18 protein-coding genes are annotated in these 19,504 nt (G+C 62.3%); 3 read left to right on the top strand and 15 right to left on the bottom strand.

Annotated elements, in window-relative coordinates:
• Positions 1 to 13: 13 nt before the first annotated feature.
• From OKW28_RS17285 to OKW28_RS17215, 15 genes are all read right to left on the bottom strand, one after another.
• The gene (locus OKW28_RS17285; RefSeq protein ID WP_429448752.1) at positions 14 to 1,030 is read right to left on the bottom strand and encodes an aldo/keto reductase; all 1,017 of its coding nucleotides are present in this window, start codon (positions 1,028 to 1,030) and stop codon (positions 14 to 16) included.
• Between the two features lie 190 nt (positions 1,031 to 1,220).
• The gene (locus OKW28_RS17280) at positions 1,221 to 1,877 is read right to left on the bottom strand and encodes a DapH/DapD/GlmU-related protein (RefSeq protein WP_429447543.1); all 657 of its coding nucleotides are present in this window, start codon (positions 1,875 to 1,877) and stop codon (positions 1,221 to 1,223) included.
• Between the two features lie 114 nt (positions 1,878 to 1,991).
• Positions 1,992 to 2,792, bottom strand: a complete 801-nt coding sequence (phnE, locus tag OKW28_RS17275) for a phosphonate ABC transporter, permease protein PhnE (RefSeq protein WP_429447541.1) — start codon at positions 2,790 to 2,792, stop codon at positions 1,992 to 1,994.
• Entirely contained in the window at positions 2,789 to 3,472 is a 684-nt protein-coding gene (locus tag OKW28_RS17270) for a phosphonate ABC transporter ATP-binding protein (protein WP_429447539.1), read from the bottom strand. The genes phnE and OKW28_RS17270 overlap by 4 nt, the downstream gene beginning before the upstream one ends.
• Before the next feature lie 173 nt (positions 3,473 to 3,645).
• Positions 3,646 to 4,545 (bottom strand): phosphate/phosphite/phosphonate ABC transporter substrate-binding protein, encoded by a 900-nt coding sequence (locus OKW28_RS17265; RefSeq protein WP_429447537.1) that lies wholly within the window; start codon positions 4,543 to 4,545, stop codon positions 3,646 to 3,648.
• Between the two features lie 65 nt (positions 4,546 to 4,610).
• The gene (locus OKW28_RS17260; protein WP_429447535.1) at positions 4,611 to 5,744 is read right to left on the bottom strand and encodes an alpha-D-ribose 1-methylphosphonate 5-triphosphate diphosphatase; all 1,134 of its coding nucleotides are present in this window, start codon (positions 5,742 to 5,744) and stop codon (positions 4,611 to 4,613) included.
• 327 nt (positions 5,745 to 6,071) lie between these two features.
• A complete protein-coding gene (locus tag OKW28_RS17255; protein ID WP_429447533.1) occupies positions 6,072 to 6,230 on the bottom strand; it encodes a hypothetical protein in 159 nt (52 codons plus the stop codon).
• Complete coding sequence (locus OKW28_RS17250; RefSeq protein WP_429447531.1) at positions 6,227 to 7,177, bottom strand: SMP-30/gluconolactonase/LRE family protein; 951 nt, start codon at positions 7,175 to 7,177, stop codon at positions 6,227 to 6,229. Before OKW28_RS17250 ends, OKW28_RS17255 begins: the two co-directional genes overlap by 4 nt.
• A 37-nt stretch (positions 7,178 to 7,214) precedes the next feature.
• Positions 7,215 to 8,069 carry an SDR family NAD(P)-dependent oxidoreductase gene (locus OKW28_RS17245; protein ID WP_429447530.1) on the bottom strand — a complete coding sequence of 285 codons (855 nt, stop codon included), beginning with the start codon at positions 8,067 to 8,069 and terminating at the stop codon, positions 7,215 to 7,217.
• 110 nt (positions 8,070 to 8,179) lie between these two features.
• Entirely contained in the window at positions 8,180 to 8,491 is a 312-nt protein-coding gene (locus OKW28_RS17240; protein ID WP_429447528.1) for an NIPSNAP family protein, read from the bottom strand.
• Between the two features lie 44 nt (positions 8,492 to 8,535).
• On the bottom strand, positions 8,536 to 8,985 hold the full coding sequence (locus OKW28_RS17235) for a CoxG family protein (RefSeq protein WP_429447526.1): 450 nt from the start codon (positions 8,983 to 8,985) through the stop codon (positions 8,536 to 8,538).
• A 9-nt stretch (positions 8,986 to 8,994) separates the two neighbouring features.
• Positions 8,995 to 9,876, bottom strand: coding sequence for an NAD(P)-dependent oxidoreductase (locus OKW28_RS17230; protein ID WP_429447524.1), 882 nt, complete (start codon positions 9,874 to 9,876; stop codon positions 8,995 to 8,997).
• A gap of 14 nt (positions 9,877 to 9,890) precedes the next feature.
• Complete coding sequence (locus tag OKW28_RS17225) at positions 9,891 to 12,245, bottom strand: xanthine dehydrogenase family protein molybdopterin-binding subunit (RefSeq protein ID WP_429447522.1); 2,355 nt, start codon at positions 12,243 to 12,245, stop codon at positions 9,891 to 9,893.
• Entirely contained in the window at positions 12,238 to 12,726 is a 489-nt protein-coding gene (locus OKW28_RS17220; RefSeq protein WP_018422844.1) for a (2Fe-2S)-binding protein, read from the bottom strand. The genes OKW28_RS17225 and OKW28_RS17220 overlap by 8 nt, the downstream gene beginning before the upstream one ends.
• A 7-nt stretch (positions 12,727 to 12,733) precedes the next feature.
• Positions 12,734 to 13,606: an FAD binding domain-containing protein gene (locus OKW28_RS17215; protein ID WP_429447520.1), complete on the bottom strand. Its 873-nt coding sequence runs from the start codon at positions 13,604 to 13,606 to the stop codon at positions 12,734 to 12,736.
• A 531-nt stretch (positions 13,607 to 14,137) separates the two neighbouring features.
• Between OKW28_RS17215 and OKW28_RS17210 the strand changes: the two genes are divergently transcribed.
• From OKW28_RS17210 to OKW28_RS17200, 3 genes are all read left to right on the top strand, one after another.
• Positions 14,138 to 15,550, top strand: coding sequence for a DHA2 family efflux MFS transporter permease subunit (locus OKW28_RS17210; RefSeq protein ID WP_429447518.1), 1,413 nt, complete (start codon positions 14,138 to 14,140; stop codon positions 15,548 to 15,550).
• Between the two features lie 168 nt (positions 15,551 to 15,718).
• Positions 15,719 to 17,251: an MFS transporter gene (locus OKW28_RS17205; RefSeq protein WP_429448750.1), complete on the top strand. Its 1,533-nt coding sequence runs from the start codon at positions 15,719 to 15,721 to the stop codon at positions 17,249 to 17,251.
• Between the two features lie 760 nt (positions 17,252 to 18,011).
• Positions 18,012 to 19,466 (top strand): catalase, encoded by a 1,455-nt coding sequence (locus tag OKW28_RS17200; RefSeq protein WP_429448749.1) that lies wholly within the window; start codon positions 18,012 to 18,014, stop codon positions 19,464 to 19,466.
• Positions 19,467 to 19,504: the final 38 nt, after the last annotated feature.

Below are 19,504 nucleotides of genomic sequence, written 5' to 3'. Positions count from 1 at the left end.
GCGCGTGTCCGGCTTACGAACCGTGACGGGGAATCCGCCCAAAGAAAAGATGCTTGGGATCATTGAACCCGGGCGTCGAAGGGTGACCCGTCGTGACGAGCGAGTCGACGAAGTCTTCGTCTTCGGCGCTCAGGCGATAGCTCAGGGCCGGTAGATAATCGTCCCATTGCGCCACGGTGCGTGGTCCGGCGATGGTCGAACTGATATAGCTACTGTTGAGCACCCACGCGAGGGCGAATTGCCCCGCACTCAATCCACGCGCCTCTGCATGCTCGCGAACGCGCCGTGCCAGCTCCAATGACTCGGGCCGCCATTCGGCCTGCTGCAAGCGGCGGTCGCCGCGCCCTGCCCGCGTATCCGCCGGGGGCGTTACGCCCAATTCATACTTGCCGGTCAGCACGCCACGGGCGAGTGGGCTGTACGAAATCACGCCGAGGCCATAACGGTGCGCGGCTGTCAGCTGCTCGGCCTCGGCCTGCCGATTCGCGAGGTTGTAGAGCGGCTGACTGGCTACCGGGGCAGCGAGACCCAGTGCCTGGGCGGTGTGACTGAATTCGGCGATCTTCCATGCGCGATGGTTCGACAGGCCGTAGTAGCGCAATTTGCCGGCCTGGACCAGATCATTTAGCGCGCGCACCGTTTCATCGACCGGCGTGTCGTGATCTTCAGCGTGGAGGTAAAGCAGATCGATATAGTCCGTCTTCAGGCGCTTGAGGCTGGCCTCAACGGCTCGCACCATGTGTTTGCGCGACGCGCCGCGCGCATTGACGTCACCATCGCCGAATGGACTGGCAAATTTGGTCGCCAGCACCCAGCGATCGCGCCGGGCGGCAATGCAACGCCCGACGACACGCTCCGATTCACCACCAGCGTAGACGTCGGCGGTATCGATCGAGTTGACGCCTTGTTCATGCGCCTGGTCGACGATGCGTGCCGCGGTTGCTTCGTCGGTCGGATCGCCGAACAGCATCGTCCCAAGCGTCAGCGTCGAAACCTTGAGGCCGCAGCGGCCAAGTTGGCGAAATTCCATATGAGACTGTTCCGTTAATTTGAAGGATCTAACCTGGGAATTCCACGTGACACATCCATAGAGACGGGCACGTCGAGACCAGGTGATTGAGGCGAGGACAGTTGGCACCCTCGTCTGGTCAACGCACCATTAGGGGCGTGCAAGGCTCCGCCCGTCGCGGAGAAACGGCCGCTTGGCCATTCATGCACTTTTACCCGTCGTACTTCTCCACGAACTCGGCCGCCGTGAGCCCACGAAAATCAGCCAATGCCGCGTCAATGCGCTCGGCGCTCCAGTCCCACCAGGCTATCTGCTGCATGCGCTCCGAGGTGCGCGCGTCGACGCGAAAACGCAGCACCCGCGCCGGCACCCCGACGACGATGGCGAACGGCGGTACGTCCTTGGTCACAACGGCTCCTGAGCCGACCGCGGCGCCAGTGCCGATCGTCACGCCGGGCATGATGATGGCATCGTGGCCGAGCCACACGTCGTGACCCACCTCGACTGGCTCCTGCGCCCGCCACTGGAAGATGTCAGCGTCGTCGTCGAGAGACAATCCGTACGATCGGGAGCGATAGGTAAAGTGATGGTGGGTCGCACGCCACGAAGGATGATTGGGCGGGTTGATGCGTACGCCGGTGGCGATATTGGCGAACTTGCCAATGAGTGCGTGGGCGATCTGATTGTCACCCATCGCATAGCCGTAGTCGCCGATGACGGATTCGGCGACATGGCTGCGCGGACCGAGATAGGTGTAACGGCCAAAGTCGCTGGCGCGAACTACCGCCGTTGGATGGATTTCCGGATGCTCCGACAGAACGCGACCGAGCGCCCACGGATCGACGCCGACGCCATGATTGATCAACATATCGATTCTCGTGCTTCAATGATGAGGAGAGCCTTGGGCCGCCGGCTGCGCACTTCCCGTGACGATCGCGTCGGGGCATGAAGAGCGACGCCGACGCAGGTGAGCGGCCCGCGTTCAGGTGACACGGCTGCGCAGGTAAGCGGAGACGCGTTCGGCACAGACGACCAGGACGAAAGTGGCGATCAACAGGAACGACACCGTCTGGTACTGGAACAGGTTCATTGCGGTCAGCAACTGGAAGCCGATTCCGCCTGCTCCGACAAAGCCGAGCACGAGCGACGAGCGCAGGTTTTCGTCGAAGCGGAACAGCCCAATGCCGAGCAGCGAGGGCAACACGCCCGGCACGACAGCATGGCTTAACACCTGCAGGCGCCCTGCACCGGTCAGCGTCAACGCTTCGACGGGGCCCATATCCATGTCTTCGATTACTTCCGCGAACAGCCGCCCAAGCATGCCGACCGAATGGACCGCAAGCGCAAGTGCGCCCGGAAACGGCCCCAGCCCGACCGCCGTGACGAACAACAGTGCCCAGACCAGATCGGGCACTGCCCGGGTGACGCCGATCAGCGCGCGCGCGGCGTAGTACAGGGGCAGCGCCGGTGTGACATTCGCGGCCGCCAGAATCGACAGCGGAAAGGCGAGCAGCACCCCGAACACCGTGCCGAAAATCGCCAGGTCAATCGTTTCGAGAACCGGCCACAAGTTCGGGACGAACTGATCGAACGCCGGCGGCACGGCGCGCGAAATAATGTCGACCATACCGTGGGCACCGGTAACCAGATCCTGCGGACGGGCCTGGACGACGATCCACGCCTGCACAAACAGCGCGAACAGCACGACGGCGGCACACACCGACCAGATGGTCCGGCCGCCCGACGAGCCCGTCGATGCGCGCATTTCAAGAACCTTGCTCATGACGCCTCGGCCAAATAAAGGCGCGCGATCTGTTGACGGGAGACGGCCGACGCCGTCCGATCGAATTCAAGCAGGCCGCCGCGCAGACCGATCAGTCGGTCGGCATATCTCGTCGCCAGTTCGGGCTGGTGCAGTACGCACACCACCGCGAGACCGTCGTCGTCGGCGAGGCGGCGCAGCAGCCGCATGACTTCGTCAGCCGCTTCGGGGTCCAGACTGGCGACCGGCTCGTCGGCGAGCAAGACGTGAGGACGTTGGGCCAGCGCACGGGCCACCGCCACGCGCTGCGCCTGTCCGCCCGAAAGCGTGCCGGCGCGCTGGCGCGCCAGATGCAGCAAGCCGACCTCGTCCAGATAGGACAGCGCCGGATCGATCTCCTCGCGAGGCACCTGGCCCAGCGCGGTTGACAGCGTCCGGTGTCGGCCGAGCGCGCCGCAGCAGACGTTCGCCAGCACGCTGCGCCGCTTCACGAGATTGGCGTTCTGCGAGATCAACGCAAGCGGCAGACGCGCCTCACGCAAAGCTTTGCCGGACAGTGCGGCGAGATCGCGCCCAGCCACCTCGACCGACCCGGCGGTCGGCCGATTCAGCCCGACCACGCACTTCATGAAGGTCGACTTGCCGCTGCCATTGCTGCCCAGCACCACGACCAGCTCACCGGCGTGGACCGACACATTCATGCCGCGCAGCGCAGTGTGGCCATTTGCGTAACGCATCGTCAGATCACGGACAGCCAGCTTTACGCCGGGCCCACGCGTCGTATGCAGTGCTGTCCCGGGTAGGCTCGACGCGCCGGCTGAAAACCGGCTCGCCGAATCTATCGGGACGCCACCCGAGGTGCTGGACAGAGTGCTCACAGTTTTGCCAGGTCGATGTGAAGAGTCGAAACCAGATCGCGGATCTGGTTATAAGCGGTGTCCGTTTGCGGCACCGTCTTCAGCTCCGGATTCTGGTTCGATGCCAGGAACTTCTGATCGGCTTCCGGCAATTGGCGTAGATCCAGCGAACTCAGCACACTGGCCAGACGGGCCTTGAAATCCGCCGGCAAGTCGCCGCGCACGGCCAGCGGGTCGAGCGGAATCGGTTCCGATCGCCACAGCGTCACGTAAGCCGCAGGATCGAATTCGTTGTGTAGCTTGGCGCTGGCGATTTCTTCGCTGTTCAGCTCCCCCGCTTCGACCTTGTGGTTGCGCAGCGCCTCGAACGACGCCGTGTGGCTGCCCGCGTAGACCGCTTTTACGCCCTTGTCCGGATCGATGCCGTTCTTGCTCAGACCGAAGGCGGGAAACAGATGGCCGGACGTCGACGCCGGATCGGCGTAAGCGAACGAGCGACCCTTGGTGTCGCCCAGCGTCTTGATGCCCGAGCCGGGCCACGTGACGATGGAGGCGTAGTAAGTGGCCGGCTTGCCCTGCTCGCCGGCGAACGTGGCGACGGCTTCAGCGTGCGCGACCTGGTGCGCGAGCACGTAGCCGAGGGGACCGAATTCGCCGAATTCGAGCTTGTTGTTGCGCATTGCCTCGATCTCGGCGTTATAGCTGGTCGCGACGTAGAGTTGCACCGTGCAGCCGAGCTTGTCGCCAATCATCTTGGCGAGATCCGTATAGACCGGCAGCATGCGCTGGGCCGATTCGTATGGTTCGACACCAAAGCGAACCACGCCATCGTTCGGACACGTACCAGCTGCATGTGCCGTAACGGAGACAAAACTCACGGCCAGAGCCGCGGCAGATAAAATTTTGCAGACCTTCATATTTTCCTCAATTTATGTTTCGTACAGACCAGGCGACTCAACAACGGATTGCTTTGTTCCGGGCATCAGACAACGCGCTCGCCTGCCCGATATGTCGCGCGAGGCACAGGCAGCGCATCGTGCATCCGCACGCGCACAAAGTCGGCACGCAAACCGGGGGCGATGGCGCCGCGGTCGTCCAACCCCACTGCGCGCGCGGGTTCCGCGGATACCGTTGCCATCGCGCGCGGCAGCGTCCAGCCGGCCTTGCCGACCAGTTCGAAGGCGGCGGTCAACAGGCTCGAGGGCACGTAGTCCGATGACAGGATGTCGAGCAGTCCGGCTTGCGCAAGTTCGATTGCCGAGACGTTGCCCGAGTGCGATCCGCCTCTTACGACGTTGGGCGCGCCCATAATCGTTGCGATGCCGTGTTCGCGTGCGGCTTGCGCGGCGATGCGGGTGGTTGGGAATTCCGCCAGGACGATGCCTTCGGCCGCTGCCTGTTCAACATGCTCGATTACGGTGTCGTCGTGGCTCGCCAGCGGCACGCCGAGCTCCATGCAGCGCGCAACGATCTCGCGACGGTGCCGGTCGGCGAAACGTTCCTGTCCGTCTGAAAGCTCAGCAATCACTGCGGCGAAGTGTTCGTCGGTCAATTTGCCGTGCCGTTCCTGCCAGCGACGCCATTGATCCCGATCGTGCCATTGGCGCTGGCCCGGCGTGTGATCCATCACCGAAGCGAGCCGCAGCAATGGATGCGTGCACAGTGAATCGAATACATTCACGACGTCGGGGGCGGCGATTTCGCAGCGCAGGTGGAGGAAATGCTCGGCACGCAGCAACTCGCACGCGGACAGGCGCGCGAGTGCCTCCACGCACTGCGTCTGAAGATCCCGGCTGTGCATGTCGACGTCCGAACGCGCGCCGATCCTGAGCGAATCGAATACGGTTGTGATGCCCGCCGCGGCCACCTGTGCGTCATGAATCACAAACGCCGCGTCGATATTCCATCTCACGCCCGGCCGCGGCGCCAGATGCTTCTCGAGATTGTCTGTGTGTAGTTCGACCAGGCCCGGCAACAGATAGTCACCGTCCCAGTCTTCGGCTTCGGCCGCCGACGTCGTGCCCCGTTCAAGGTCGACAATGACGCCGTTTTCAATCCGCAAGGTTCCCGTAAATTCCTCGTCCCGCGTGACGACGCGAGCGTTCCTGATCAGCATCGACATGCTCCGTACGTGTGTCCGCTTTAGCGTGCTGCTGTTCGACGCAGCGTTAGTTGTGATTCGAAGCGATGAGTCGTGCTGTTGCGTTTGCGATCTCGGCGCTCGTGCTTCCTGGGCGTTTCCTGCCGGCCCAGAAAGCGCTGGCTAGTGGTGCCTTCGTCTAAACGTCTAGATGTTTAGGGAAAGATCCAACCGGCCGATTCCGCGAGCACGACCGTAATGGGTTCATCACGGCCCGTGCTCTACCATGCACGACTGCGAATTCATTTCACCCGACCGGAATGACAAGACCATGACAGCGACCGACAACAAACACCGAGCGTTTCAATCGAGCGCCGAGTAGACGTTGTAATGGGGCGGCAGATCGAACAGATTCTTGATTGACGAGGTGGTCACGGGCATCGCAAGTGGACGCCATTCGTCGTCGATGAGCATCGAGGGCAGTCGCAATGCTGAAGCTGGCTGCCTCAACACATGGCTCATGTTGGGACGGCCGCCTTGGCATCCACGTAAAGCGCGTAGAGCGACTGGCCGGCGGCCATGAACAGGCGGTTGTGCGCAGCGCCGCCAAAGCACAGGTTCGCACAGCGTTCAGGCAGCGCGATGCGGCCGATGGCCTCGCCGTCCGGTGCGAACACCATCACGCCGTTCAACGTCGGTCCTGTACCCCAGCCGGCCCACAGGTTGCCGTCCGTGTCGCAGCGGAAGCCATCCGGCGCGCCGTGCTCGCCGCCGTCGACAAAGATGCGGCCGTTGACGAGGCGTCGGCCATCCTCGACGTCGTACGCCCGGATGCGTCTTGGCGTGGACCCGGACTCGACAATGTAGAGGCGGCTTTCATCCGGCGAAAAACAAAGGCCGTTCGGATCGGCGATGTCGCCAGCGACGATCTCTGCTTCGCCGGAGCGCGGGTCCAGGCGGTAGACCTGGGTTGGCAGTTCGGCCACCCCCCTGACACCCCCATAATCACTCAGAATTCCAAAGGTCGGGTCAGTGAACCAGATGCTGTCGTCGCTCTTGACGACGACGTCATTGGGCGAGTTGAGCCGCTTGCCGTCGAAACGGTCCATGAGAATGGTCAGGATGCCGTTGTACTCGGTGCGCGTCACCCGGCGGTTGCCATGCTCGCAGGTGATCAACCGCCCCTGGCGGTCACGCGTGTTGCCGTTGGCGAAACCCGACGGCCTGCGAAACACCGCAACCGCACCGGTTTCTTCATCCCATCGCATGATGCGGTTGTTCGGAATATCGCTCCATAGAAGGTAGCGACCGTCGCCGAACCACACGGGCCCTTCACCAAAGCGCATTCCAGTCGCAAGGCGCTCCACTGCGGCATTGGTAATGCGATATTTCAGAAAGCGCGGATCGAGGACCTCCACCGACGGATCGGGATAGGTTTCGCTCTGTCGCCACCTTGGAATCTCTACCATTTCCCATCTTCCACTTACGATTTGCGGGGCGGGCAAGTCAGTCGTTCTTCTGGATATACGCTGCGAACGCCTGCTCGTAATCCGGATGCCAGCGCGACAGCGCCGGGCGATTCTCTACAATGTCTCCCGCAGCCCAAAGGATGCGTCGCTCGTCGAGGGAGCGAGGCACGTCGTTGTCGGGGCACAAAATGTAGAAATCGCCGGCACCCAGTCGCTCGATCATGAAATCGACAGTCTGCTCGGGCGTCCAGGCAGCGGCCGGCTTCTCGGTACGACCTCGAGCGGCAAGCTCCGTAAACACAAAGCCAGGGATCAGCAAATGCGCGCTGATCCGGCAGCCTGGCGTATTGCGCAACTCGTGCTGCAGTGCTTCGGTAAACGCCTTCAGGCCGGCCTTGGAGACGTTATAAGCCGGGTCGCCGGGCGGTGTCGTGGTGCCCTGCTTCGAACCGGTGTTAATGACGAGGCCCGGGCGTCCGCGCGCGATCATCGCGGGCACGAAGGTCTGAGTGCCACGGATGACACCCCACAGGTTGACGTCGAGCACCCGCTCCCAGTTAGCGGCCGCTCCGAACATGGCGCTACCCGGTTGAATCCCCGCATTGTTCATGAGGATATCCGTGCCGCCGAAGCGATCCCGAACCGCCGCTTCGAGCCGGACCACGTCTTCAAGGCGGCTGACGTCCGTCTCGACGGCCAGTACATCCTTCGCGCCTTCAGCAGCCACGCTGGCAATCGCCTGCTTCGCGTGCGCCAGACGGTCCTCACCCAGATCCGCAATGCACACGCGAAGCCCAAGCTGCGCGAACCGCTTCGCAACAGCGAGTCCAATGCCGGCAGCGCCGCCTGTCACGACAGCGACGGCTCCGGGAGTGAAAGTAAAGTGTGTCATCAATAGTCCTTTCTGATTCGTCATAAAAAGTCAGCCCGCCACCTCACAAGCGGACCGCCAAACGGCAGGTACGTCGATCGGTCGCGCGGGCGGGAAATTCGTCAGTCACCTCAGTCCATCGGGCAAAACGGCACTGGCGACAGAAACACCGACTCCTGATGGACGAGATACGGCAGGATGCGCGGCGTGAAAGCTTGCCAGCGTGGATCGGCTGCGAGTTTCGTGCGCTGCGCGGCCCGATGCGCGTAGTCCTCGTAGCCCCAGCAGAACACGATCGAGTTCAACGTGCCTGAGTCCTTCGTCCAGCAACCCTTGAGGCGGGCGTACTGACTGATGATGCCGAGCCCTTCGCGCTCGTAGATGTCCAGGAACTCGCCCGCCTTTCCTGCCGTTATCTGATACGTACGCATTTCTACCAGCATGATTCCCTCTGTTTCGATCGGTACTCTGTCACAGCGCGGCGCCGTCAGACCGCGTGGCTTTCGACGTGCGCCTTCAGCGCGCTGAAGAACTCGTCGAGATTCTTGCTCGCGGCGGACTGGATCAGGCGCGAGCCCACGCTCATCAGCTTCCCGCCAATTTCGACGTCAGCGTCGTACACCAGCACGGTCGTATCGCCCTGCGCTTCAAGTTGCAGGCGCGCCGTGACTTTGGCAAAACCCAGCGCACCCGCACTGCCCATACCGGCAATCGTATAGGCCCGGGGCGGATCGAGATCCGACAATTCGACGTTGCTTTTGAAGGTCGCCGACATCGGGCCGACGCGAATCTGCACGGTCGATTCGAAATGCAGGTCGTCAAGCCTCTTCAGCGCTTTGCAGCCGGGCAGACATGCTTCGAGTACGACGGGGTCGTTCAATGCACGCCATGCGGCTCCAGGGGGCACGGGCAGGATGGTTTGATCTGTCAGTTTCATCGCCGTGGCTCAGTGCTCGTAGAGTTTGAATAGCGCCTGCGTGCCGTTGCGCGCGTAGCCCCGCTCGGCCATCTCGTGATACATCACGCGCACCAGTTCCAGACCCGGCAATTCACGTCCCATGCACCCTGCTTCCTCGTGCGCAATCCGCATGTCCTTGATGAAATGCTCGATGAAGAAACCGGGTGCAAAATCGCCCTTGGCAATGCGCGGCCCCAGGTTGTTCAGCTGGAATCCACCCGCCGCGCCCCCGCCAATCGCGCTCAATACGGTGTCGGCATCGAGGCCGGCGCTGCGCGCGTAGGCGAGCCCTTCGCACACGCCCATCATCGTCGACGCAATGACGATCTGATTGCACAGCTTCGTATGCTGACCCGCACCCGGGCCGCCTTGCAGGACGATATTGGTGCCGAGGCAGCGCAACATCGGTTCCACGCGTGCGAGCACAGCGCTTGCGCCGCCGACCATGATCGACAGGCGCCCTTCGCGCGCACCGATGTCGCCGCCCGATACCGGCGCATCCAGCATGTGCACCCCGCGCTCAGCGGCGTGCGCGGCCAACTCTTCGGCCAGTTTTGGACTCGACGTCGTCATGTCGACCAGCACCGCATCGCGCCGCGCATGCACGATCAGACCGTCGTCGCCCAGATAGAGTGCGCGGACGTCCTCGGGTGTGCCGACAATCGTGAACACGACGTCCGCTACTTCGGCGAGCGCCCGCGGCGTCGCTTGCCAGCTCGCGCCGGCTTCGATGAGCGGCTCAGCCTTCGCACGCGTACGGTTATAGACATGCAGCGGATAGCCGGCGGCGGCGAGCCGCGAGGCCATCGAGCAACCCATGATGCCAAGGCCGATAAAGCCAATCGCGGGTTTGCCTGTGGATTGATTCATGATGGTTGGTCCGTTCAGAGTTTGTCGCGCAGCAAGTCGCGCAATAGCATGGGAGTCAGTGGATGACGGTCGGCGACGACGCCAAATGGCGCCAGCGCGTCGTTGACCGCGTTGGTCAATGCGCCGATCGCTCCCATCACCCCGCCTTCGGCCATCCCCTTGATGCCGGCCGCCGTCGACTTGCCGGGCGTATGCAGCGGGATGATCTCGAGGTTGGGCAGTTCAGTTGAAGTGGCGATCAGGTAGTCGGCGAGAGAGCCGGTCACGTTCTGTCCCGAGTCGTCGTAACGCATATGCTCGAACAGCGCGCCCGACAGTCCCATTGCCACGGCGCCATGCTGCTGCCCTTCCACCACGGTGGGATTGAGCAGCGTGCCGCAGTCTTCCGCGATGACGTAACGCGCGATGCGAATTGCGCCGGTCAAGACGTCCACCTCGATCTCGCATCCATGAGCCGCATTCGAATAGGTCATGGCCGGAGGGTCGTAAGTCAGGTGAAATTCGAGGCCCGGCGTCAAACCTTGCGGCAACGCGGTGGGATCCAGATACGCACGGCGGGCCACGTCGGCGAGCGTCAAACCCGTGTCGATCCACTCATCCGCGCGACCTCGCTCGATTCTCGCGTCGATCAGGCGCAGCGACTGCCCGTCAGGCAAACCAAGGCAACCGGCGGCGATCGCGAGCACCTTGCGGCGGGCGTCGAGTGCGCACAGGTAAAGCGCGCCGCCGCCTGCGGTGCCGCTGCGGGCGCCACGACTGCCCATACCGTATGGTGCGATATCGGTGTGGCCCATATGAATGCGCACACTCGACGGCGGCACGCCCAGGCCCTCCGCCACCGCATTGGCCATCGCGCTTTCGTAGCCCTGGCCGCTGGGCCCGAGACCGACCGACGCGTTCACCACCCCGCCTGGTTCGATACGGATCCAGCTTGCCTCGTGCCCCGAACCGGGAATTCCCGCGGCCTTATAGAAGCGCGAACCATACGTGGTCGGTTCCACCACGTTGCACAGGCCAAGCCCCAGGTAATGGCCAGTTGCGCGCGCCGCCTGCTGGCGCTCGCGAAAGCCCGCGTAGTCGAGCGCCGACAGCAAGGCCTCGAACGTCTGGGTCGGCGTGATGTCGTCCAGACATTCTCCCGTAGCAGTGCGGTACGGCAGTTCTGCCGGACTCAGCAGGTTGCGACGGCGTACCTCGACCGGGTCGAGTGCCAGTTCCCGCGCGATTGCATCCAGCGTGCCGTCCATCACCCAACTGGTGATGGACATCGGCGCGCGCATCGGTGCATTGCCACATTTATGGCTGAGCACGACCTTCACATCGAACGCATAGTCCTGCAGCCGGTACGGTCCGCTCAGGACCATCGCAACGACGCGCGCCAGATAGTTGGCAGGAAAGAAGCAATAGGCGCCAAAGTCTTCGCGCAGTTCGAGTTCGAGAGCGAGCAGCCTGCCGCGCTCGTCGACCGCTGCGCGGGTGCGGCAGAAGTCCTCACGCGAATTGGCGGCGGCCGTCAGGTTCTCGAGCCGATCCTCACGCCAGCGCACGGGCCGCTTCAAATGGCGAGCCAGCGCAGCAACGGTCAACTCTTCGCGGTACAAGGCGATTTTCTGTCCGAACGCTCCGCCGACATCGGGCGAAATCACGGTCACCTGGGACTCGTCGAGCTTGAGGCGCTGCGCCAGTTGAGTGCGCAAAGGATGGGGCACCTGCGTTCCGATATGGAACGTCATGTGATCCCGTCCGGCGTCCCAGACCGCTGCACAGCCGCGGGTTTCGATCGGCACATGGGTCTGCCGCTGCTGCTGGAAGGTCGCCTCGACTATCCGGAAGGCCCGGCTGTTGGCGCGCTTATGATCGCCATGCACGTAGGTCTGGTGCGAGACCAGGTTGCCTGGCACGGCCGGATCGACTTGCGCGGCGTTGGGGTCCAGCGCCTGCCACATGTCTGTCACCACGGGCAGCGGCTCGAACTCGACGAGCACCTGTTCGGCGGCGTCTTCGGCGAGGTACCGGTCCGTCGCGACGACGCAAGCCACCAGATCGCCTTGAAAACGCACTGTGTCCACTGGCATCGTCGCAAATTCGACGGGCTTCAGTCCTTCGACGGGTGGTGCGACACGGAACGGCGTCGTCCACTGCGCGAGATCCACGCCCGTGATGACGGATACGACGCCGGGCATCGCGGCGGCGCCGTGAATATCGATGGAGACGATCCGCGCATGCGCGTGCGGCGAGCGAACAAAGCACACGTGAAGGGCACCGGGTATCTCGATGTCGTCGAGATACCGTCCGCAGCCTGTCAGCAGCCGATAGTCTTCGGTGCGAGGCGTCGCTCTGTTGAGGTAACGAAACGTCTGCTCAGACATCGACCGTCTCCGCGCGCATCCGCTCGGCCGCGAGCAGGATCGCCCGCACGATGTTCTGATATCCGGTGCAGCGGCACAGATTGCCCGACAGCACCTCGCGCACCTGGGCCTCGGATGGCCACGGGTTCTCGCGCAGGTAGGCTTCAAATGTCATGACGATGCCGGGCGTGCAGAAGCCGCACTGCAGACCGTGGCACTCATGCAGCGCCTGCTGGAGCGGCGATAGACGACCGTCTTGCGCGACCGCCTCGATGGTCGTGATCTGCGCTTCATCCATTTGCACGGCGTAAGCCAGACATGAGCGTGCCGGGCGGCCATCGATCAACACGGTGCATGCGCCGCACACACCGTGTTCGCATCCGACATGCGTGCCCGTCAGCCGGCAATCTTCGCGCAGCACATCGGACAATAGCTTGCGAGGCTCGCAATGCACTTCATGGCGCGCACCGTTCACACTCAGATAAATTGCTGTCTTTTCCATGAACGGCCTAATCGGGTTGCGTAACGCCAGCGGTTATCCGCTGCAATGCTCGCGCGATGAGCGCCTTGACGAGATCGCGCCGATACGCGGCGCTGATGCCTGGCTGATCGTGCACCTCAACGGTGTTTGCGACTGTCTCGGCAATCCTGCGGACGCTCGGCGTATCGGCCGTTTCGCCGACGAATCCCGCAGCGAGGTCGTCAAGCACCAGCGGCACGTCTGCCACGCCGCCTACGCCGATCCGCAACGAGGCGAACCTGTCGCCCGCGAGCACCGCGGTGACAGCGCAAGCCGCGATCGCGAAATCGCCGTGCCGTCGGCTAAACGCTTCGAAGGCATGCCGCTCGCCGGGCAACGCCGTCGGAAAGCGCACCGTGCGAATGATTTCGTCGACCGCCAGATCGGTGGTCATCACCGCGATCAGAAACTGTGCCGCCGACACCTGCCGGCTGCCGGCCGGCCCGACGATCTCGATGCGTGCGCCTAGCGTGCTCGCAATGAGCGGCAATTGCGCCGCGGGGTCCGCATGCGCGAGACTGCCGCCGAGCGTCCCGCGCTGTCGGATCGCGTAATGTCCGATCGTCGCCGCCGCTTCAGCCAGTAGCGGGCAAGCAGCGCGCACTGTGCTGCTGGTGGCGAGCTCGTGATGGCGCGTCATTGCGCCGATCGCTAGCGTATCGGGTTCAAGCGTGACGCCCTTGAGTTGAGGCAGCGCATTCAGATCGATCAGATGCGCCGGTTGCGCGAAGCGCATATTCATCATCGGCGCGAGGCTTTGTCCTCCGGCGATCAGCTTGGCGTCAAAACCGTGAAGAGCAAGAAGCGACAGCGCGTCGTCAAGCGTGCTCGGCCGGTGATACGAAAATGCGGTGGGTTTCATGCGCGTTGCGCCTGTGCACTCAGGCTGCGATCGCGGGCGAAGACAAGCAAGCCGCGACAGCCCCCGCCCGCCGATAACCGAGGCACTCGACGACGGCCATTCCCGATTCGCTTGACGCTGCTCATGATTCGCTCCAGCCGCGTGCGCGGCGCTGTTCACCCGGTGGGATAGCTACCGCTTCAGCCATCGCTTCGGAAACGAGGATATCGCCGATAAATTAAATCGTCAATTGACGACTACATTTCAAATTGAGAGGATCGTGGTCGGTCCAGCGTGCAGGCCGTGCATTAATGGGTGCCACTACTATGTTTGTGGGTTTTTAAAACACGTCTTCACATGACGACTTATGATTTGATAGAGTACATCGTCCTGAGGCATGAACCGGTGTCGCCATGCTCCCGGTCCAGCCGTGCACTATCTCGGGTCATCGCGAAGCGAGCGCTTCATCTATGACTGCCGGCATTGGCACCCCCCCCCCCCGCGCCAGGGCGTTTGCGGGCCTTTCACTCAACCCGTTCCGGTTTTCCGCTCATGTCTTTGTCAAGCCGTCAATCGGTCATCATCGCGTTGATCGTCGCCAGTGCCTATTTCATGGAGAACCTGGACGCTACGGTGATTGCGACAGCGCTGCCCCACATGGCCGCCACGTTCGGCGTCACGCCCGTGAGGCTGAGTATCGGCATGACCGCCTATCTGCTCGCGCTCGCCGTTTTCATCCCGATCAGCGGCTGGGTGGCGGATCGCTTTGGGCAACGCTCAGTGTTCGGTAGCGCCATCGTCGTGTTCACCGGCGCGTCGATACTTTGCGGGCTCAGCAACGGTCTCGTCGAATTCACGGCCGCGCGGATCCTGCAGGGACTCGGCGGCGCAATGATGGTGCCGGTCGGCCGGCTTGCAGTGCTGCGCAGCACGGAGAAGCGTCACCTGATGCGCTCGATCGCCTACATTACCTGGCCCGGGTTGGCCGCACCGGTGCTGGGTCCAGCGTTGGGCGGCTTTATCTCGACCTATTTCAGCTGGCGCTGGATCTTTCTGCTGAACGTACCGATCGGCCTGCTGGGCCTGGCGCTCACCGCCACGTTCATTCCGAACCACCGCGAATCCAGCCGTCGTCCGTTCGATGTGCCCGGATTCGTGCTTGGCGGAGTCGCGCTAACCTGCCTCATGTACGGCATGGAACTCGTCGGGCAACTGCATGGCGACTGGCACATCGCGGCCGCGGCGCTGACCGGTGGCGTGCTCGCCGCAGCCTTCGCGGTACGGCATTTCCGGCGTGCCGAACATCCGCTGATCGATCTCGCGCCGTGGCGAATCCCGACCTTTCGCGCGACCCTCGATGGCGGTTCGTTGTATGTCGTCTCGGTCAGCGTTTCGCCCTTCCTGTTGCCGCTGTTCTTCCAGCTCGGTTTCGGGCTGAATGCGTTCGCCGCCGGTTTGCTGGTGCTCGCTTACGCGGCCGGCAATCTGGCCATGAAGACCGTCACCACGCCCATCCTCAAGCGCTTTGGTTTTCGCAAGGTAATGATCGTCAATGGCCTGCTCACTGCCGCCACCATCGCGCTGTGCGCCCTGCTCTCGCCGGACACGCCGCGCGCGCTGATCATGCTGGTGCTGCTGGTCGGCGGGCTATGCCGATCGATGCAGTTCACCAGCATCAACACGCTCGCATTCGCGGACGTACCGCCGGCGCGGATGAGTTCGGCGAGCACGTTTTTCAGCATGGTCCAGCAGATGACCATCGGTCTCGGCATCGCATTCGGTGCGATCGCGCTGCATGCTGCAGTCCTGATACATGGCGGCCACGCGCAGCTTTCGCTTGCTGATTTCCGGGTCGCGTTTCTGCTTGTCGCGGTGCTGATACTGATCTCCGTGCTGTACTTTATCGGCCTCGAACCGGACGCCGGCTGCGAGGTTAGCGGCCATACCGGAGCCGCATCGCGGTAGTGCGGAAATTGTATCGAGCGCGTTAATGGCGGCTGGCCCAAATTAAACAGAGAGAGAGAGTCCGTGCAGAATAACCCGGGTACGCCATTAACGACTTCGCAAGCCGCCTCGCCCCACGCGGCGCCAGTAGCGGACAGCTCAGTCGCTCGCAGCGCCTCGCAACAGGCGCTGATTCTCGCGGGCGTTTGTATCGCGGTACTAGTGCTGCCGCTGAATTTCGGCGGTGCGGCGGTGTCGGCGCCGACTATCGGCACCGCGCTGGGAGGCAGTCCAGTGGCAATCAACTGGATCCTGAACGCGTTCATGCTGAGCTTCGGCAGCAGTCTGATGGTCGCCGGAGCGCTCGCGGATCTGCTCGGACGAAAACGTGTATTCGCCGTCGGGGTAGCGCTCTTTGCAGCGACATCACTCGGGATCTCGGCCGCGCCGAGCCTCGCGTGGGTCGACTTTCTGCGCGCGCTGCAGGGCATTGCGGCCGCGTTGGTGCTGGCCGGATCATCGGCAGCGCTTGCCCAGGAGTTCGACGGGCATGGCCGCGCTCGCGCGTTCAGCATGCTCGGCACGACCTTCGGCGTGGGCCTGGCGCTGGGTCCGCTTCTCGCCGGGTTTCTTACGCAAACATTCGGCTGGCGCTCGTTCTTCCTGGCGGATGCGGCTATCGGCTTGACGGGCTTTGCGCTCGGCGTTCCAAAGCTGAGGGAATCCTATGATCCGCACGCGCACGGTCTCGATTGGCCTGGCGCCATCAGCTTTACCGCGGCACTGACCCTGTTCACCTTCGGCCTGCTGCAAGGGCCGGAGAGCGGCTGGACCAGTCCCCTCATCGTTGCACTGTTCGTGGGTGCCGCGGTCATGGCGATCGCCTTCGTCTGGATCGAAGGTCGTGTTACCCGGCCTATGCTCGACCTGTCGTTGTTTCGCTATCCGCGCTTCGTCGGTGTGCAGGTACTCCCGCTTGCGACCGCATTCTGCTACGTCACGTTGCTGCTTGTCTTGCCGACGCGATTCATCGGCATCGAAGGACATACCGCGATCGGCGCGGGCTTGATGATGGTTTCGCTTTCGGCGCCGATGCTGATCGTGCCGCTCACCGCTGCGCATCTCACGCGCTGGATGTCGGCCGGCGTCATCTCGGCGATCGGCCTCGTCATTGCGGCCATCGGCATGCTCTGGTTCAGTGGGATCGGACTTGATGCGTCAGCCACTGTCCTTGCGATTCCGCTGTTCGTGATCGGTGTCGGTGCGGGGCTGCCGTGGGGACTGATGGACGGCTTGTCAGTCAGCGTTGTTCCAAAGGAACGCGCCGGCATGGCGACGGGCATCTTCAGCACGACGCGCGTGGCGGGCGAAGGCATGACCCTCGCGGTGGCTAGCGCGATATTGGCGGTGCTCACACGCTTGCGACTAGCCGACGCACTCGCGGGATCTCCCGGCGCGTCGGCTCGTGCCGTCACAGAAGCCGCCCAGCGCGTGGCCACCGGCGATCTGGCACACGCTGCGGTGCTTCTGCACACACTCGGGCCGACCGTACTCGTGCATGCGTACGACGGCGCGTTCCGGGTACTGCTCCATATGCTGGTGGCCATCACGCTCGCCTCCGCGATCATGGTGCTTGGGTTCCTTGGCCGCACACCATCCGCGACGAGCCCAGACCATGTCAGCCCGGCGCTTTCCGGAGGCGATGGGATCGCCGACCGGTGAGACGCGCGCGGCTGCATTCGAGAAGACGCGGGTTTTCGCAGCGAAGGCTTCCACGGAGGAAGCCACAGGTAAGGATTCAACCACGACTCATGGCTGAATACTGACCGACGCATTACCGATCCGGCTCTTTGACACTGAATCTTTATTCATGTCAATTCAGTCAATGGATTTTTCCACGGCAATAAAAATTGACAAAATCACAAGCTAACTTCTACCGATCAAGCGCATTAGCTTAAGATACTTTACCAATTAGAGCAGTGGGCTCTACTGCCAATTTCAGCAAGACAGTTTTCCAATTTTTGGACGTTCACGACGCATTCTTTGCGGGCGAACGTGACGATCCAGTCCCGCCTTGCGCAATCTATCGCCGAACTTTAGCCCACTATTTACGGACTGTTTTCGAAGAAGAGCAGTGTCGAGAACTTGCTCAGGCTCCCTTCCTGGAGATCCTGCAACCCGCTCTTTGTCATGCCTTTTTGCAGTACTCCTTGTTAATTCCAATTGAGCTATACCACATAATTTTAATCTTGGCTGCTTTCATTTTTATCATCCTTTTTTAGTCTTGAAAGAAACCGACCTCCTATTGCAGGCATAGAGAAAATAGATTGGCGCTATGAAAAGCCCAATCATAGGATGTGCCTGGTTTCCTCCTGACCTGAACTGGGATCACAACGTGAAATTACGCACGACACAAATCGCAGCAAGCATTCTTTCCATCGCCTCCGCAATCGTCACCGCGCAACCCGTGTACGCTGAAGATATGACGCGCGATAGTGGCTCGCCGGTCGGCGACAACCAGAACTCCCAGACCGCCGGTCCTGAAGGTCCGGTACTGCTGCAGGACTCGCATCTGATCGAGAAGCTGCAGCGCTTCGACCGGGAGCGCATCCCGGAGCGCGTCGTCCATGCGCGCGGCACGGGTATCTTTGGCGAGTTCGCGCCGAGCGCCGATATCAGCGCGTTGACCACCGCCAAAGTGTTCACGCCTGGCACGAAGACCCCGGTCTTCGTGCGCTTCTCGACCGTGATGGGCTACCGTGGATCGCCTGAGCAGGCGCGCGACCCGCGCGGCTTTGCCGTGAAGTTCTATACGCAGCAAGGCAACTGGGACGTCGTCGGCATCAACTGGCCGATCTTCTTCATCCGGGACGCCATCAAGTTCCCGGACTTCGTGCACGCAAACAAGCCGTCCGCCGTGACGGGCGTGCAGGATCCGAATCTGGCCTTCGACTTCTTCGCCCATACGCCGGAAGCGACCAGCATGCTGACGCACCTCTACACCGACGAGGGAATGCCTGACTCATACCGCCACATGGATGGCTACGGCGTGCATGCGTTCAAGTTCGTCAATGCCAAAGGCGAAGTTCACTACGTAAAATTTCACTGGAAGAGCCGTCAGGGCATCGAGGGCATCCGTCCGCAGGATATTCCTCATTCGATCGGTGCCGACTGGAATCTGATGACCGACGACCTGTACAACTCGGTCAAGGCCCATTCATATCCGCAATGGGATCTGTACATTCAGATCCTTTCGCCGAAAGATCTGAACAAGTTCGACTTCGATCCGCTTGACGACACGAAGGTGTGGCCGTCGTCGATCCCTGAGCAGAAGGTCGGGACGATGACGCTCAACCGGGTTCCGGATAACTACTTCCAGTCCACTGAAGAGTCGGCATTCGCGCCGTCCCGCCTCGTGCCGGGCATCGAGCCTTCGGAGGACCGGATGCTGCAGGGTCGTCTGTTCGCGTACGCCGACACGCAGATGTATCGCCTGGGACCGAACTACAACGATTTGCCGATCAACCGTCCTGTTGTGCCTGTGTACAACAATAACCAGGATGGCTTGATGAATTCCGGCGATCGCAAGGCTGAGGTGAACTACGAGCCCTCCAGCATCGCGGAGATCTCGCAGCAGGCCAAATACAAGTCCGTGCAGACGCCGCTCAGCGGAACGACGCAGCAGATGGCGATCCACAAGACGCTCGACTTCCGTCAGGCTGGCGAGTTCTACCGGACGCTGTCTGAAGCCAACAAGGCGGATCTGGTCACGGCATTGTCGGGCGATCTGGGCCGTGTAACAAACGACGCGAACAAGTACACGATGCTGTCGTACTTCTACAAGGCTGATTCCGATTACGGTACCCGCCTCGCACGCGCCACGCACGCGGATCTCTCACGTGTGCAGGATATGGCGTCGCACCTTGGCGATAACTGAAGCCAGTAGGCAACCCAGACGGAGCCTGCGCAAGCAGG

It is taken from the genome of Paraburkholderia sp. 40 (assembly GCF_050434105.1).
Classification (GTDB): Bacteria; Pseudomonadota; Gammaproteobacteria; order Burkholderiales; family Burkholderiaceae; genus Paraburkholderia; species Paraburkholderia tuberum.
Note: the sequence above shows the minus strand (reverse complement) of the source record. Positions and strands in the feature narration are given on the sequence as shown.